Origin of the sequence: Rhodococcus sp. KRD162 (assembly GCF_017168335.1) — a bacterium.
GTDB lineage: Bacteria > Actinomycetota > Actinomycetes > Mycobacteriales > Mycobacteriaceae > Rhodococcoides.
The window spans coordinates 1-13,974 of record NZ_JABFAU010000015.1; the positions used below are offsets into that span (position 1 = coordinate 1).

At 65.0% G+C, this 13,974-nt stretch carries 14 protein-coding genes; 11 read left to right on the forward strand and 3 right to left on the reverse strand.

The features are described from left to right. The 3 genes from J1M87_RS20775 to J1M87_RS20785 form a co-directional block, all read left to right on the forward strand. The coding region (locus J1M87_RS20775; protein ID WP_206491948.1) for a carboxyl transferase domain-containing protein at positions 1–124 on the forward strand (124 nt) is incomplete at its 5' end. Beyond that, on the forward strand, positions 121–405 hold the full coding sequence (locus tag J1M87_RS20780; protein WP_206491590.1) for an acyl-CoA carboxylase epsilon subunit: 285 nt from the start codon (positions 121–123) through the stop codon (positions 403–405). The genes J1M87_RS20775 and J1M87_RS20780, both read left to right, overlap by 4 nt. Before the next feature lie 32 nt (positions 406–437). Next, positions 438–1,070, forward strand: a complete 633-nt coding sequence (locus tag J1M87_RS20785; protein WP_206491592.1) for a nucleoside triphosphate pyrophosphatase — start codon at positions 438–440, stop codon at positions 1,068–1,070. Between the two features lie 46 nt (positions 1,071–1,116). Here J1M87_RS20785 and J1M87_RS20790 read toward each other — a convergent pair whose 3' ends face one another. Together J1M87_RS20790 and J1M87_RS20795 are read right to left on the reverse strand one after the other, a co-directional pair. Next, a complete protein-coding gene (locus J1M87_RS20790; RefSeq protein ID WP_206491594.1) occupies positions 1,117–1,560 on the reverse strand; it encodes a flavodoxin domain-containing protein in 444 nt (147 codons plus the stop codon). A gap of 114 nt (positions 1,561–1,674) precedes the next feature. After that, positions 1,675–3,057, reverse strand: coding sequence for a hypothetical protein (locus tag J1M87_RS20795; protein WP_307830890.1), 1,383 nt, complete (start codon positions 3,055–3,057; stop codon positions 1,675–1,677). A 142-nt stretch (positions 3,058–3,199) separates the two neighbouring features. On the opposite strand from J1M87_RS20795, the gene J1M87_RS20800 reads away from it, so the two are divergent. Then, entirely contained in the window at positions 3,200–4,477 is a 1,278-nt protein-coding gene (locus J1M87_RS20800) for a glycosyltransferase (RefSeq protein WP_206491597.1), read from the forward strand. Positions 4,478–4,483: 6 nt separating this feature from the next. On the opposite strand, the gene J1M87_RS20805 is transcribed toward J1M87_RS20800, so the two are convergent. Continuing rightward, the gene (locus tag J1M87_RS20805; RefSeq protein WP_206491598.1) at positions 4,484–5,791 is read right to left on the reverse strand and encodes a hypothetical protein; all 1,308 of its coding nucleotides are present in this window, start codon (positions 5,789–5,791) and stop codon (positions 4,484–4,486) included. A gap of 594 nt (positions 5,792–6,385) precedes the next feature. Between J1M87_RS20805 and J1M87_RS20810 the strand changes: the two genes are divergently transcribed. From J1M87_RS20810 to J1M87_RS20840, 7 genes are all read left to right on the forward strand, one after another. Then, complete coding sequence (locus tag J1M87_RS20810; protein ID WP_206491599.1) at positions 6,386–7,831, forward strand: condensation domain-containing protein; 1,446 nt, start codon at positions 6,386–6,388, stop codon at positions 7,829–7,831. Between the two features lie 46 nt (positions 7,832–7,877). After that, on the forward strand, positions 7,878–9,335 hold the full coding sequence (locus tag J1M87_RS20815) for a condensation domain-containing protein (RefSeq protein ID WP_206491600.1): 1,458 nt from the start codon (positions 7,878–7,880) through the stop codon (positions 9,333–9,335). Continuing rightward, on the forward strand, positions 9,313–10,695 hold the full coding sequence (locus J1M87_RS20820; RefSeq protein WP_206491601.1) for a condensation domain-containing protein: 1,383 nt from the start codon (positions 9,313–9,315) through the stop codon (positions 10,693–10,695). Before J1M87_RS20815 ends, J1M87_RS20820 begins: the two co-directional genes overlap by 23 nt. Positions 10,696–10,807: 112 nt before the next feature. Further along, the gene (locus tag J1M87_RS20825) at positions 10,808–11,704 is read left to right on the forward strand and encodes a sulfurtransferase (RefSeq protein WP_206491602.1); all 897 of its coding nucleotides are present in this window, start codon (positions 10,808–10,810) and stop codon (positions 11,702–11,704) included. Continuing rightward, positions 11,701–12,114, forward strand: coding sequence for a SufE family protein (locus J1M87_RS20830; protein ID WP_206491604.1), 414 nt, complete (start codon positions 11,701–11,703; stop codon positions 12,112–12,114). The genes J1M87_RS20825 and J1M87_RS20830 overlap by 4 nt, the downstream gene beginning before the upstream one ends. Positions 12,115–12,237: 123 nt before the next feature. Then, positions 12,238–13,707, forward strand: a complete 1,470-nt coding sequence (locus J1M87_RS20835; RefSeq protein WP_206491949.1) for a condensation domain-containing protein — start codon at positions 12,238–12,240, stop codon at positions 13,705–13,707. Positions 13,708–13,825: 118 nt separating this feature from the next. Then, on the forward strand, positions 13,826–13,974 hold a 149-nt coding region (locus J1M87_RS20840), incomplete at its 3' end, for a biotin carboxylase N-terminal domain-containing protein (RefSeq protein WP_206491950.1).

Genomic DNA, 13,974 nt, shown 5'->3' on the forward strand with positions numbered 1-13,974 from the left:
CGGCTACCTCGACGCCGTCATACCCCCCAGCCACACCCGCGGCCAGATCGTCACCGCACTACGCCTCCTCGAACGCAAACAAGTCACCCTCCCACCCAAAAAACACGGAAACATCCCACTATGAGCGATACGAACCACCAGGCACCGGACGACCAGTCACCGGAGGACCAGGCCACAGGTGATGCGGCCGCCACGCCATCACCGGATGTTCGCGTGGTGAAGGGCAATCCCAGCGACGGAGAGCTCGCCGCGCTCGTGGCCGTTCTGAAGGCCGCGCAGGCCGCGTCGGCAGTGGCAGGCGATTCTCGACCGCCGGAGCTGTGGGGATCGCCGCAGTCGCTGCATCGTCGTTTCGCGCCTTACTCTGCGTACTCGTACGCCGCGTCGGGTCGCCACACGCGGTGATCGCCTCGGTTCCGGAGGAGGTGGGCGGTTCGATGCGATTGGTCCTGGCGTCCGCGTCACCGGCTCGTCTGTCGGTGCTTCGCGGAGCCGGGGTCGAACCGATGGTCCGGGTATCGGGCGTCGACGAGGACGCGTTGACCGCGTCGCTGGGGCCGTCTGCGGCCCCGGAGACGGTGGTGACGGAATTGGCCCGAGCCAAAGCGTCGGCGGTGGCCGAGACTTTCGCGGACACGACCAGCGATCTGGTGATCGTCGGGTGTGATTCGATGCTGTCCATCGGCGGCGAGCTACACGGTAAGCCACATTCGGTCGAGGTTGCCCGGCAGCGATGGCAGACGATGGCAGGCGCGAGCGGAGTGCTGTTGACCGGCCACGCCGTGCTCCGGGTGACGGACGGTGTCGTCGTGGCCCAGGCTGCTGCGCACAGTTCCACCGTCGTGCACTTCGCGACGCCGTCGTCGGCGGATCTGGAGGCCTACCTCGGCTCCGGTGAGCCGCTGCTGGTGGCGGGGGCGTTCACACTGGACGGGCTCGGTGGCTGGTTCGTGGACCGTATCGAGGGCGATCCGTCGTCGGTGATCGGTATCGGGCTACCGCTGGTGCGAACCCTGTTGACCCGAGTGGGGACGTCCTTGGCCGAGTTGTGGGGCGCACCCGACTCGTGAGCGGTTCGGCCGCGGAAATACTCGACCCCGGGGCCGACCTACCCCGTCAGGGCAGAAGGTCGATCAGTTCGCGAGCCCATTCGTCGGCCATCGACTTGGGCTTGACGTTGGACGAGCTGTCGTGTCGCGCGTGCGTGCCGATCTGCTTGGCACCGAGTTCGGTGAGCTTCTCGGCGATGATCTCGCCGCCGCGGTTGAAGGTGTCCTCGTAGATCCGGTCCCCCAACCCGAAGACCGCGAACTGAAGTCCGGCGAGGTCGGGTGCGTCCTCGACGAGCGCCTCGAAGAAGGGCTCCGCACCGGTGGGGAGTTCGCCGTCGCCGTAGGTGGAGCAGATGATCACGTGGAAATCGTCCGTGTCGATATCGGACACCTCGTACTCGAGCATGTCACGTACTTCGGCGTCATGATCGCTGAGAACGTCCGCAATCTTGTCCGCGACCTCCTCGGCCGTACCGGTCTCGGACCCGAACAACACGACCACTGCCATGGATCGCTCCCCTTTCTCACACCTGCTCGCACACTCGAACAGTCGGAAAGCATAGCTGTACCGGCGATCCGGTCGAAAATCTGGTTGTGCGCGGGTTTGTGACTCGTCTCGAGGTCACCAGAACTCGGGCGTCAGCCCCCACCTGCCGTATTCCGCCTCGACGAGCCCGCGCAGGTGCTCCTTACTGGGGAATCGGTCCGGATCGAGCCCGGTGACACACAGAGTCGCACGCTCACCCGACTCGTTCCACCACGCGCTGACGCCGCCGCCGGTGCGGCGAAGCAAGGCCACGTCGGTGTTCTGCGTGATCGACCTCATCGCCACGGAGGTCGCGTCCACACCGCCGATGGTGCGCAGAGCCAGGCCCCGCGTGCCGAGGTTCGAGCACAGGCACAGCGGCGCCGATCCGGACGCGGCGAGCTTGGCGACGATGGCGTCGGGAAGCAACTGCATCAGGGGCTTGAGCAGTTCGAACGTCGTGGTGACGCGGCGATCGGCCTGGGCCGAGAATGCCTGCTTGCTCGACGCTCTGATGCCGCCGAGATCGTCACGGTAGGTCGCTCCCGGATCGACGTGAATCGAGACGCCGGATGTCGCGTTGGCACGCCGATCTCCCGAGGTCCTGGTACTGACGGGAAGGGCGACCCGCACTCGGTCTCGAGTGCTGATCCGTCCGCTCCCGGTGAGGATCCCCAGAACTACCGCCACCAGCAGGCTGTTGGAGCTGCCGCCCTTGTTCGCTGCGGCCGCCGACCAGTCCGCGGCCGGACAATCGACGACGACGGTGCTCGGAACCCACGGCCCCTCCGCCGGCGCGATGATCACGCGCGAGTGGTCTGCTTGCGTATCGGCGGCGTCGGGCGTGCTGGGTTCTGCGGCGGAGGCGGGGCTGCGCCGCGCCCGCACCGTGTCCACCGCAGTGGCACCGAGTGCTCGGGCCGCTCCCGAGAGCGCCGCACCGATTCGCCCTACACCGTCCGCGATGTCGGCACCCGACAGCGCCGCCTCGGAGCCGGAGTTGTCGAGTCCGACCCGCCGGAAGTCGTCGGGGACGGCGCGACCGGACAGCGCGGCCGCTGCGGCAGAGGTCAGAGCTCCTCCGTCTCCGACGACGTGGGAGCCCACCAACGACACGATCATGCCGCCCGATTCGACCGCGGTGGCCGACAGCCGCCAGGCCGGCCCGTCGATGGGGTCCAGTCTCACGGCCGCCTCGTTCTCGATCCACGTGTCGACTGCGTCGCGGGCGATCGGTGACCCCACAGCTATCGGATCGGCCGGTGTGCGCGCTGCCGTCCAGCTGTCTCGCGCTCCGGGAACCCGTGTGCGCCTCACCGAGCGATCGATGGGGCCGGTGGCCAGCAGGCCCCACATCGATTGCAGTGCGTCGAGTGCCACGGGTCGATCGAATCGCCAGACGATCTGATTCACGACGGGTACCCCGAGAACGCATTCCATGCGCAGAAAAAGGTCGTCGTCGTAGGTCAGTCTTTCCACCACGCGAGACTATCGCTGCACGAGCACTCGTGCAGGTATGCGGCAAATGTGTTTCCCACCATATGATTTGCGCAGCGAGCTGTGTAGTCCGGTACTGATACATTGTGTCCGATCCGAAGCCGACGCGACCGCGAAGGACCGAATGAAGTTCGTGATGCCCTTCAACGGGAGCCGCGGTGACGTGGCCCCCGGTATCGCACTCGGCGTGGAGTTGGCGCACCGTGGGCACGACGTGGTGTTCGGTGCGCCTCCCAATCTGGTGGACTTCGCTCGCGCGAAAACTGCTGTGTACGAACGAGTCGAGGTGGTCTCGTTCGGGCCGGACACCCACAGCCTGCTCGAGTCCGAGCTGATTCGGGTCCGAATCAAGTCACGAAACCCACGGACCAGAATGACGGCCCTTGCGGAACTGGCCACCCATGGCTGGGATCAGATGGCAGCCGAGCTCGAGCAGATGACAGTGGACTGCGACGCGCTCGTCACCGGTTCACTGGGCCAGGAGATGGCGTTCAACATGGCCGAGTCGGTGGGCAGCGCCTTTCTGGCGCTGCACTACTGCCCGCTCCGAAAGAACGACGTCGTACCCGTCAGCCCCGGATTCACCCTGCCGGGTGCACTCAATCGATCGATGTGGGCGTTGGCGGAGAACCTCCGTTTCAAGTCGATGAAAGCTCGTGAGAACGAGCAGCGGGCAGCGTTGGGATTGGCACCGACCGGCGATTCGCTGCCCGTTCGGTGCGCACGCTACGGCGGCGTCGAGATCCAGGCCTACGAGTCGACACTCTTTCCCGGGCTCGCAGAGCAGTGGGGACCGCTGCGGCCGTTCGTGGGGTTTCTCGGCCTGAACAGCGGTCACCTCGACACCGATCCTGCCGTGGATCGGTGGCTGCGATCAGGCTCTGCGCCGGTATATTTCGGGTTCGGCAGCATGCCGGTACCAGATCCCGCGGCGCTGCTGCGAATGATCCACTCTGTCACCGAGAGGCTGGGAGTCCGGGCGTTGGTCTGCGCCGGCTGGAGCGATCTCGTCAGTGCCGAATCCATTGCTGCCCAGCAGAATCCAAACGTGATGGTCGTGGACTCCGTCGATCATGCCAGCGTGTTCCCGCGATGCATGGCCGCGGTTCACCACGGTGGCGCGGGCACGACCGCCGCCAGTGCACGGGCCGGGCTACCGACTCTCGTATGCTGGTTCAGCGCCGATCAGCCGTTCTGGGGAGCTGCGCTGCGTCGGATCGGAGCCGGATCGAGCACGAAGTTCTCGAAGTTGTCCGAACCCGTTCTGCTACAAGGAATCACCGACATCATCACCGACGACGCCAGGCGTGCGGCACGGCAACTCGCGCACAGTGTTGCACCGCCGGGGGTAGCCGTTGCCGCAGCGGCCGATCTCGCGGAGTCTGCCGCTCGCGGCCGCTGACGGCAGTCACCAGAAGTGTGCAGTCATGCCCCAGCGGCCCAGCGCCTCGGCGAGGTGATCGCGCAGCGTTCGGTCGTCGGGAAATCGATCAGGATCCATGGCATGGGCAGTGACGGTCACCGTGCTGCCCGCCTCGCACGCCCAGGCGGTGAGACCACCGTCCAACGATCGGGCGAACTCCGCATCGGCACCGAAGAAACTCGCTCTGCCCGAGACTGCGCGAGCCCGGACGCCGGCCACCGTGGTGAAATCCTCGGGCAGCACACCCATATTGGAGGCCAGCCCCTCGGCACCGTCGCGGGGCTGCGGAATGCGTGCGACGACCGCGTCCGGAAGCATCTGGACCAGGGCCTGCGATATTCCGGCGGGAGCTCGACCGGTCGCCTGCCTCTCGGTGAAGGCGGTGAATGCCGCCTTGCTGATCTGCCGGATCGGTGTCAGGTCGAGGTCGGCAGCGTCGGTGACAGGGACCTCGATCTTGACGATCTTGGTTGCATTGGAGCGAGTGTCGGCAGCAGTGCGATCACTGACCGGCAGTGACCATTGCACCGTGTCTCCGATCGAAGCACGACCGGCACACCCCGAAGCAGCAGTCAACACCGCGATGAACAACGAGTTCGATGTACCGCCCCAGCGGTCGGACGCGGCTCTCCATGCGGCTGCGTCCACCTCGGCAACCGCATAGGGTGCTGCCCATTCCCGCTCGCCGGCCGGACCGGTCGCAATGTCCGAACGGTTCGGGCTCGAACGCGGGGTGGGCATCGGTGCATCGGATCGGGTACGGACGGGCAGAGCCGATACCGCGGAATCCACCAGCCAACCCGCGGCGGATCGCAGTTGACCGAAAGCGTCCATCAAGTCCGAGCCGAGTGCCGCGAGACCGTGCTCGGCCGGGGTCAGGCACGGTTGATCGGACGAGGAGTTGGCAGATCGGAATGCGGCGACCAGAGCGCCACCGTCGGCCACCATGTGCGAAGCGGCCAACGACAGGACCGTTCCGCCGTCGATCACCGGTGTAGCGGACAGCCGCCAGCCGAGACCTGTTTCGGGATCGATGTCCGTATCGAGCCGGCCCTGCGCCCACGCCCGTACTTCCGAGGGATCGATGGCCTGCGCGCGAACATCGAGGGGGTGAGAGACCGGCGAGGCCACCCAACGTTCACGCGCCGTCGGCACGGACGGTGCCACGACTCGGCGCGCAAGCAGACCGTCGGACAGGTTGTCACGCAGTGTTTCCAGATCTTTTCGCTGGATTGCTCGGTCGAACCACCAAAGAAACTGGTTGTAGACCGGATATCCGATGCCATGATGCATTCGCAAGAATAGGTGATCGGCAAATCCAATTCGAGTCACGGGCCGAACCTACTACATCACCGAAGAAGGGGTCGCAGTGCGAATTCATCGGCTCTCACCTATTCGCATTCGGCAATATGTAGATGTGCGATCTTCCGATTGTGTCCTGCGCCACGTCTCGTCCGTCGAGTGACGAGCGTCGTGATGCCACCTTCCGCCCCCGCCTCGACACCCTGACCTTGTGATCTACTACGGCGGAAGCGCACCCTGATCGTGACCTCGCCCCAGGATCTCGCACTCGACCGCATCGCTGTGAGCAGCAGAGGCGAATCGGTCAAGGCGTTCGATAGTGAGAAGAATTACTTCTGAGCGTCGCGAAATAGATTCACTTTCCCTTTATCGTGAGAGCTGCACCGACTTCGAGTCGACGGCCATGACGTTGTTCTTTCAATGCAGAAAGCAGCAGCTCCGCACTTATCAGTAATCGACGGGTCCAAATGCGCGAGCACGACTCGTCGCTTTACATATACAGCACCACCGTAATGAACATTTTTCCGAGTAACGACCTGACATCAACACAGCTGGCCGAGCCCGGATACGGAACGAGGACTCCCCATGGAATACACCGAATTGGCCGACTACCCACTTCCCGCTGGACGCCTGACCGAGTGGGTCCCCCGCGTCGATGACGACCGGTGGGTACCGGATCCTCGCGGACTGTCGTTCACCCACCAGGATCATTGTGAGCGCAGCGCACCGGGCTCGTGGATCGGGACGGTGTTCGAGATTCATCGCCGCTACGACGTCGAAGCCGTGCGAGCAACCATCATCGCCTACATGGGACGCCACGAAGCCTTCCGAACCAAGGTGCGACGTGACGAGGAATCCGGTTCCTGGCTGCGGTACACCGCGCCGACCGATGCGGTTCACGTGCTCGATCGCGCACACACCGAACCCCGCACCGAGACACAGGTGTTCAAGCATCTGCATTCGTGGTTCGGCGAGACCGTGTCCCCGACGGCGTGGCCGCATTTCATTCTCGCGACGGTCGAACCGGACGACGCCTTCCGCGCCCTCTCCGACGGACCGGGTGAGTCGTTTCTACTCGCGTTCGCTGCCGATCACTCCGTCATGGATGCCTACAGCCAGATCTACGCCATCAACGAGATCGACCGGCTGTACGCGCAGGCACTGGAGGGCGTCGACCCGGAACTGCCCGAGGTCGGCAGCTACGTCGACTTCAGTCAGTCCGAGCGCGCACTGGGCGACACGCTCGACAGCAACCACAGTGCCGTCCGCACCTGGCAGGACTTCCTGGCCGTGGAAAACGGTCGGTTCCCGGGCTTTCCACTTCCGGTGGCAGTGGACCGGCCCGCGACCGACGCTCCGGCTGCCCAGAGCAGCATCTCGTCCTGGCTGTTGACCTCCGATCAGTCGGACGCCTTCAACTCGGCGTGCCGCGCCGCGGGCTACAACATGCAGGCCGGCATTCTCGCTGCCTTGGCTCTGACGAACACGCGCCTGTCCGGCCGCACGTCGTTGCGCACCGTGATGCCGATGCACACCCGAGACGAGCAGAAGTGGGCCGCCTCGGTCGGTTGGTACGTCGGAATCCTGCCGATGGAGATTCAGCTCGGCGATGCGCGCACCTTCGGCGAGGCGCTCGAGTCGGCGGCAGCTGCAGGCACGGCGAACAAGGGGTTGGCACGGATGCCGTACTCCAAGATCGCCCAGATCCTGGAATCGACCGAGATACCTCGTTTCGTCGTCTCGTATATCGACTTGCGCTTCCTTCCCGACGCCGCGCAGTGGCAGGCCCGCAAGGGGCGCGCGCTGCGGAGCAACTGCCACGCAGACGACGAGGTCTACTTCTGGGTCAACCGGACGCTGGAGGGGCTCAACATCTCCGCGCGGTTCCCCAGCTCGGACGTCGCATCGACCAACGTTCACCGCTTCATCACCGAGTTCGTCTCGGTGTTGACCGCGGTGATCGACTCCGACACCGCTGCCGATACCGTGCTCACGTCGCTCTCGCAGTCGGTGGCCGTCGCCGCAGAGTGAGGCGTCCGAACAGACCGCGGCACGTATCGGAAAGGATGAAGCGACGATGATCATCACGGCTATGGGCAGTTGGAATCCCGCTCCGGGCACGCTGCTCGAGTGGCATCCGACCGACGCCGCTCGTGTGAGTGCCGCAGCGGCACCCGTCGATTCGACTCCGCCCTCGTTCCTTCAGGAGGATCATCTGAAGGCAGCGTGGGCTGCGCGGCAACGCGGCGAGGTCCACCACGCCTACACCGGTGTGGCGACGGAGATCGACGGCGATGTGGACACCGACGCGATGAGCCGCGCTCTCGCCGCGTACGTCCTGCGCCACGAGGTGCTGCGGTGCTGGTTCGAGGTGGAGGGCAATTCGGTCATCAGGCATGTGGTGGCGCCGGAGGTTCCGGCATTCGAGGTTCTGGACGCCGGCGAGTCCACCGACGACGACGAGTTCCAGCGCTACGTGCGCCATCGGTTTTCCGTCGAGGCAACCGCGGACGTCTGGCCCGGATTCGTCGTCGGGGTCGTGGCCAGGCCCGGCAGCTTCACGTTGTACTACGGCGCGGATCACGCGTTCACCGACGGCGGTTCACAGGCCTTGGTCATCAGCGAACTCGCAGATCTGTACTCGAACGAGATCGGCGAGCAGGCACCGACCCCCGCATCAGCAGGCAGCCATCTCACCTACGCCGCCGAGGAGCGCGCGCGGGCATCGACATTCGGTCCCGACTCTGCCGAAATAGCCGCCTGGCGGGACATTTTCGTTCGTCATGAGGGCCGTATGCCTCGGTTCCCACTCGACCTCGGCCTCTCGGACGGCGAGCGCGCCCCGGTGCGGATCGTCGAGCGCCACCTGCTGGACAAGGACGCCACTGCAGCGTTGGATGCCGCGTGCAAGGCCGCCGGTGCCCGGATGAGCAGCGGGATATTCGCCGCGGTCGGGATCACCGATTTCGAGCTGGCAGGCAACGAAGACTATTTCGGTATCACCGTCCTGAGCACCCGCCATCACGGCGACTTCGCGCAGTCTCAGGGATGGTTCGTCAACTTCGCGCCGGTCGCGTTCGAGGTGGCCGGAAGCGAGACGTTCTCCGATATCGCACCGCGTGCTCACCGGGGTTTCGAGCACGCGAAACAGATCGCCGAAGCTCCCGTGCACGCCGTATTGGGCGCCCTGGCAGCAGACGGCACGCTGGGTAGCGAGCTGGCTGTCAGCCCCAACATGCTCTCCTACATCGATTTTCGGTGGTTCCCCGGCGTCGGCCGCGATGCCGACACGCGAGCCAAGCATTTCACCGGAGAGGGTTCGACTTCGAATGCATCGATGTGGATAAACCGCGACGGTGAGCAGCTGTACCTGGTGGCCCAGACCCCCGACACCGCCGTCGCCGCCGAGTCGGTGCAGCGGTACCACGCTCATCTGGCCCATGTGCTCGACACCATCGCACGCGAGGGTGATTACACGCTCTCGCGCGACCACCTCGTTCAGGAGCCGGCCGGTGCAGGTCACCTCGATCACTGAGTACGCTCCTCGCCCGGGTGCCCTCGTCGAATTCTCGGCAGCCGTCCTCGGTGCTCCGGAGCCGTCGCCGATTCCGCCGTCGTTCAACCAGAGCTTCCACCTGGGCGACCTCGCTGATGTCGACCGCGTCTGGATCGCCGCGGCCTTCGACGTGCCCGGCAATCTCGATGCCGACGCACTCGGGTGGGCATTCGCGCAGTTGATCGATCGCCACGACACGCTGCGCAGCTCGTTCGTTCCGACGCCGACCGGGATCGAACGGATGCTGTACCGGCCGGGCGCGATCGAGATCACCCCAGCGGCCGAATCGACTGTTTCCTCGACGGCAAAGCTTCGAGACGACATCCGAACAAGGCTCGAAAAAGCATGCGCTGCAGCGCGTTTCCCGTCCTACAGTTGCTTCGGAATCGACCGACGAGACTCCTCGACGGTACTGTGCGCCTTCGACCACGCCAATGTCGATGCCATGTCCATCGCAGTGGTGATCGACGAAATGCACACGCTGTACGACGCGTATCGCCGCTGCGCCGAGGAGCCGAACCCCGATCTACCTCCGGTCGGCGGCTTCGTCGAGTACTGCCGCAACGAGGCCACCGAGCCCCTGGTCGCGCCCACCGACGAACGCATGGTGCGCTGGTCGGACTTTCTCACCGAATGCGGCGGCACGACGCCGAGGTTCCCGTTCGATCTCGGGATCGTCGACGGCGGCACCGCCAGTCAGGCAACGACGATCGATCGCCTGCTCGACGCCACGCAGACCATCGAATTCGAGCAACTGTGCGCCCGCTCGGGAGCCGGAATGTTCTCAGGTGTCGTCGCGGCCATCGGGCAGGCCTGTGCCGGTATCGGCGGGCCCGAGCACGTTTCCTTCCTGTTCCCGCTGCATACCCGACACCGGGCCCAGTTCGCCCGTGCTCTGGGCTGGTTCACCACCAACGCACCGATCACCGTGCACGTCGAGAACGACCTCCACGACACGATTACTGCTGCCCACAACGCATTTCGCGCAGCTCTGCCACTGAGCACGGTTCCGATTCCGCAAGTGCTGGCCAATCTCGGAGACTCGTTCACCCTCTCGCGGCAGGACGTGTTCATGGTCTCGTACATCGACTACACCAGAATCGACGGCCACGAACACTTCGAGGAGTCGAACGCACACCACATCAGCAACGCCACGGTGTCCGACGACGCACAGTTCTGGATCTCGCGCACCACCTCCGGCTTGGCAATTCGGGCGCGGTTCCCCGATACCGCGGTGGCACGCTCGGTGATGATCTCGTTCATCGACGAACTCGTCGCCGTGATGCGCGCATCCATCGCTCAGGCCGGCGTCGCAGCGCTGGCACCACTGGGAACGTAGATCCCCGGGCTCCACACACACTGTTCGACGGCAGTACCGCATAGGATCGACGGTGCAGACCGTTCACCCCCGAGCGGGCCGCCAGCCGAATATCTTCCGTAGGAGCCGATACGTGCCTGTACCAACCGATTCCAACGCAACGTTCGCAGACTATGCGCATCCGGATCGACTCGTATCGACCGAATGGCTGTCCGCCCATCTCGGCACCCCGGGGCTGCGCGTCGTCGAGTCCGACGAGGACGTGTTGCTCTACGACGTCGGCCACATCCCCGGCGCAGTCAAGATCGACTGGCATCTCGACCTCAACGACCCGGTCACCCGCGACTACATCGACGGCGAGCAGTTTTCGAAACTGATGAGCCGCAAGGGGATTTCGAGAGAAGACACCATCGTCGTCTACGGCGACAAGAGCAATTGGTGGGCTGCGTACGCACTGTGGGTGTTCACACTGTTCGGACATCGAGACGTGCGCCTGCTCGACGGCGGCCGCGATGCCTGGTTGTCCGAGAACCGAGACACCACGCTCGATGTGCCCGAGTTCCCGGAAACGGACTACCCGGTGATCGAACGTGACGACGCCCCCATTCGCGCCTTCGCCTCCGACGTACTCGGCTCACTCGGCACAGTCCCCCTGATCGACGTTCGCTCCCCCGCCGAGTACACCGGCGAGCGCACCCATATGCCGGACTACCCGGAGGAAGGTGCGCTGCGCGGCGGACATATCCCCACCGCAGTGAGCATCCCCTGGGCCAAGGCTGCCGCGCCGGACGGCCGGTTCCGCTCGCGCGAGGAACTGAACGAGATCTACTCCGACACCTCCCCGACCGACGACGTCATCGCCTACTGCCGCATCGGTGAGCGGTCCAGCCACACCTGGTTCGTGTTGACGCATCTGCTGGGCTACGAATCGGTGCGCAATTACGACGGTTCGTGGACCGAGTGGGGAAACGCAGTTCGAGTTCCGATCGCCAAGGGCGAGGAGCCCGGATCGGCTCCGGCCGCTCGATGAGCACGCTCCCGGATTCGCTGGCCGAGATCGTCGAGGACTTCGCCGCGGTGGAGGGGCAGGACAAGCTGCAGCTGCTGCTCGAGTTCAGTCGAGAACTGCCCCCGCTGCCCGAACATCTGGCCCAGGACGCAATGGAGCCGGTACCGGAGTGCCAGTCGCCGCTGTTCCTGTCGGTGGACGCGAGTGATCCGGCGCGCATCCAACTGTTCTTCAGCGCGCCGCCGGAAGCCCCCACCACTCGCGGGTTCGCCTCGATTCTGGCCCAGGGACTCGACGGTCTCAGTGCCCAGGAGATTCTGGATGTACCGGACGACTTCTACTCGGCGCTGGGGCTGAGCGACGCGGTGAGCCCGTTGCGACTGCGCGGGATGTCGGCGATGTTGGCGCGTATCAAAAGCCACCTTCGCTGACGGCAGGGGCCACACCGTCGTCTTGATCGATACATCGGGTGATCGGTAGACTGCGCGTCGAGCATCGATGCTCTACTCACTCTCACCCCCGATGTGGTCGAACGAAGGCTGGTTGCTGCCGATATGGAGTTCACGGAGCTGGCGGACTACGCGGTTCCCGCGGGCACGCTCACCGAGTGGATACCCAGCGTCGGCCCCCATGCCCGCACGCCCGAGGCCGCAGGATGGCAGCCCGACACTCGCCCCACGTCCTACGTCCACGAGGCTCACCTTCGTACGAGTCTCGGCAGCCCTCGGCGCGGCCGCGAATCGTGGCTCGGTGCCGCCTTCGAGGTTGCGGGTCCCCTGAACAAACCCGCATTTCGGAACGCCGTCCTGAAGTGGATAGACCGGCACGAGGCGATGCGGTCGAGCGCGTCGATCGACGAGGCGTCCGGCGAGATGTCCCGGGTGACCGCCGCGCCGGGTGCCATCGACATCTGGCAGGTCGAGCAGGAACGGTGCGCGGAGTCGAGTGAGGTGTTCGAGCACCTGCAGTACCTGTTCGACGAGTTCACCTCGCCGTTGATCTGGCCGGCATACGCCTTCGTCACTCTCGAGCCGCTGGACCAGACGCGCCCGATCACCGTGTTCTTCGCAGCGGACCATTCGATCATCGACGGCCTGTCGACGGTACTGGTGGCGCACGAGATCGTCGCGCTGTACGGGGAGGAACTCGGCGGCCCGCCTGCCGCCCTGTTCGAGGCCGGTAGTTATCTCGATTTCGGGTCCTCCGAACGGGAGCGAAACGCGGAGTTGGAGCATTCGGACGACGCGGCCCGAATCTGGCGCGACTTCCTCGTCGACGGCGACGGTCAGCTACCGGCATTTCCACTCGATATCGGCGAGCCGAGTCCGGACGAGGTGCCGCAGAGCGGGCTGTCCGCATGGGTGCTCGATCCCGACCAGGCCGATTCGTTCTCCATCGCCTGCCGCAAGACCGGGCACAGCCTGTTCGCCGGGCTGCTCGCGGTACTGGCCATCACGGGGGCCGATCTGGGCGGCGGCACGCGCTTTCGAACGGTGACACCGGTCCACACACGTGACGAACCGCAATGGGCGTCGGCGCTGGGTTGGTTCGTCGGACTGTGCCCCATCTCCTTCGACATCGCCGACGCCGACTCGTTCGGCGCTGTGATCGCAGCCGCCTCGGCCGAGGTGAAGAAGACCAAACCGATCGCCCGAGTTCCTCTCGATCGGGTCTTCACCACTCTCGGCTACTCGGCCCGCCCACGGTTCGTCGTGTCGTTCATGGACGTGAGGTTCGCACCTGCCGCTGAGCACTGGCCGGATTGGAACGCTCGTGCGCTGCGCAGCAAGCAGTATCAACACGATGTCTACGTGTGGATCAACCGAACCCCGCAGGGAATCAACATTGCGGCGCGCTTCCCCAACACCGAGCAGGCCACGGCACGGGTTCACGAGTACCTCGGTGCGTTCCGGAAGCTGTTGACCGATGTAGCGGAGACCGGTTCCACGTCGGTACCTGTCGCTGATCTCGGACAGGCCCCGCACGGCCACACCGACACCGGTCGACTCGCTACCAATCAGTAGTCCGCCTCGGTGCGCCTTCGCTGTGTGGACCGAGTGCAGCGCTGATAGCGCCGGTGCTTAGACTCCCACGTGACGTTCGTAGGCGATGCATGCGAGAAACACATCCGTAGGAGGCTCAGTGGCCAGCCATGCCAGTGCTCAGATCACCAAGGTTCTTGTTGCCAATCGTGGTGAGATCGCGGTTCGGGTGATCCGGGCGGCTGCTGATGCGGGGTTGGTGAGTGTGGCTGTGTATGCCGAGCCGGATGCGGATGCTCCGTTCGTGCG